Genomic DNA, 2,905 nt, shown 5'->3' with positions numbered 1-2,905 from the left:
CGGGTGCCGTCGGGTCGGGTGATGAAGCGTTCGGCGGTGAGTTCGGGGTTGCCGAGGTAGCCGCGGGCGAGTCCGGCGCCGCCGACGACGATCTCGCCGACCACGCCGACGGGCACCTCCACGAAACCGTCGTCGACGACCATGGCGGTGGAGTTCGCGATCGGTTTGCCGATGGGGACGGGCCGTCCCGGCCGCGGCGGCTCGGTCAGGCGGTGGCAGCACGAGAACGTCGTGTTCTCGGTGGGGCCGTAGCCGTTCACGAACACGCCGTGGCCGAGCACCTCCGACGCCTGCACGAGCAGGGCGCTCGGCACGGCCTCACCGCCGAGGATGATCGTGTGCATGCCGCGCAGGTCCTCGGCGCTCGCCTCGAGCATCGAACGGAACACCGCGGGGTTGAAGAAGCCGGCCGTCACGCCGTGCCGGCCGATAAGGCGGACCAGTTCCCGCGGGTCGTAGGGGACCGACTCGTCCGGGACGATCAGCCGGCCACCGTTGAGCAGCGCGCCCCAGATCTCGAGGGTGGCGGCGTCGAACGCGACGTTGGAGGCGAGGACGAACGCGTCGTCGGGACCGAAGGTCGCGAAGTTCTGGTCGCGGACCAGCCGGACGATCGACCTGTCGGTGATCTCGACACCCTTCGGCGTGCCGGTGGACCCGGAGGTGAACATCACGTAGGCACGCGAGGTCGGTGTCCGGGCCGGCAAAACCGGCCGTGCACCGTCCGGTGTGGACGCGGGGTCGACCACGGTCACGGCGTCCGGGAGCAGTGCCACGTTCTCCGGTGCCGCCACGGCGATCCGGGCGGCGGCGAGATCGCACAGCCGGCGCAGCCGATCTGCCGGGTTCCGGCCGTCCACCGGCACGTACGACCCACCGGCGCGCAGCACCGCCAGCACGCCGACGACGAACTCGACGGTCCGGCCGGTGAAGACGATCGCCGGCTCTTCGGGCCCGGTCATCAGGCGGCGCAGCACGGCCGCGAGCCGGGTGGACCACGCCGCGAGCTCGCGGTAGGTCAGCGTGCGGGAGGCGGTCTCGACCGCGACGGCGTCGGGTCGCTCCCGAACCTGCTCGTCGAACAGGTCCAGCACGCTCCGGTCGGCGGGGTACGCGGTCGCGGTGCGGTTGGCCGCGGCGACGATCGCGCGGTCCCGCTCGGTGAGCAGCGAGACGCTGCCGACCGCCCGGCCGGGATCGGCGCCGACCTCTCGCAGGAGCAGCTCGAGTGCCTCGCTCCACGCCTCGACGGTGCCGCGGTCGAGGAGCTGATCGGCGTACTCCCACCGCAGCCAGGTCCCGTCCGGGCGATGGTCGACGAACAGGCTCAGCTCGTACTTCGCCGTGCCGGTCTCGAACCCCTGCTCGGCCACCGTGATCGCGTCGAGGCCACGCTGCGGCGCCACGCCGATGTGCTGCGCGACCATGACCCGGGTGAAGGCGCGGGCGTCGTCGATGCGCTGGGCGCCCTCGCTCGGGATGAGCGCCTCGAACGGCAGGGCGCCGTGCGCCATCGCGTCGTCGAGCGTGCGTGCCGTGTCGGCCAGCACGCGGTCGAAGCCGGCGTCCGGCTCGATGTGGAACCTGATGGGCAGGATGTTCACGAAGTAGCCCACCGTGCCGGCGTACTCGGGCTCCATCCGGTCCACCGCGGCGGGAACCGAGATCACGAAGTCGTTCTGGCCGCTGTACCGGTACGCCAGGCAGCCGGCGGCCGCGAGCACGACGACGAAGGGCGTGACGCTGAACCGCTCGGCCAGCTCCGCGACCGGTACCTGGTGGGCGAAGGTGGCGCCGGCACCCGGCTGCGTGGTCGTTCTGGGCCGGTCGTACGGCAGCTCCAGCGCGCCGGGTGACGGGATCAGTGTCTGCCGCCAGTAGGCGCGGTCCCGCTCCCAGTCCGCGTCGCCGGCCCGCTGCCGCTGTGCGCGGGCGAACGACAGCTGGCCGCGGCTGGGCGCCGGGCCGCTCCCGCCGAGCGCGTCGACCAGATCCCGGGTGAGCAGCGGCACGGAGTACCCGTCGACGATCACGTGGTGGCACACGAGGAGCACGACGTGCTCGTCGGCCGCGAGGGTGAGTATCTCCGCACGCCACGGCCGGCCCTCGAGGGCGCGGATCGCCGCGGCCATCCGCTCGTAGGCCGACCGCAGGCGCTGCTCCAGCTCCGCCTCTGCGACCACGTCCGGCTGGACCGGGACCGGGCCGACGGCGGTCGAGGACACCCGTTGCCACGGCCCGCTGTCGTCGGACCCTAGCTCGAGTGAGAACACCTCGTGCGCGGCGAGCACGTCGGCCAGTGCGGCCCTCACCGCCGCGGCCCGGCACCCACTGACCCGCAGCGCGATGGGAATCGCGAACGCGTGGCCGGCGGGGTTGAGCTGCTGCAGGCGCCACAGCCCTTCCTGGCCGTACGAGAGCGGCGCGGCTTCGGTGCCGGCCGGGGCGGTGCCGGCCGCGCCGGCTTCCGGTCGGCCGGTGGCGTGCTCGTCGAGCCAGGCCGCCATCTCGGCCACGGTGTGGCAGCGCAGCAGTTCCGTGGGGCGGGCGACCGCGCCGAACTCCTCGAGGATGCGCCGGACGAGCACCATCGCCAGCCGGGAGTCGCCGCCGAGGTCCCGGAAGTCGTCGTGGACGCCGATCCGGTCCAGGCCGAGGAGCTCGGACCACAGCCGGTCGAGGCTGAGTGTCTCGGTCCAGAGGGTGGCGATGCGGCGTTGGGTGTCGGTGGTGGGTGTGTCGGTGGGTGTGGTGGTGGGTGTGTTGGTGGGTGTGGTGGGTGGTTGGTGGGTGTTTTGGGCGAGGGTGAGGAGTGCTCGGCGGTCGACTTTTGCGTTGGTGGTGAGGGGGAAGTGGTCGAGGACGAGGATGCGTGCGGGGATCATGTAGTCGGGGAGCAGTGTGG

1 protein-coding gene is annotated in these 2,905 nt (G+C 72.5%); it reads right to left on the bottom strand.

Annotated features, from left to right (window positions below):
* Positions 1-2,885 (bottom strand): non-ribosomal peptide synthetase (locus tag VH969_RS13325; protein ID WP_331974036.1); only part of this gene is annotated, 2,885 nt, incomplete at its 3' end.
* Positions 2,886-2,905: the final 20 nt, after the last annotated feature.

This window comes from Actinophytocola sp., from assembly GCF_036555685.1.
In the GTDB taxonomy this organism is placed as follows: domain Bacteria; phylum Actinomycetota; class Actinomycetes; order Mycobacteriales; family Pseudonocardiaceae; genus Actinophytocola.
Note: the sequence above shows the minus strand (reverse complement) of the source record. Positions and strands in the feature narration are given on the sequence as shown.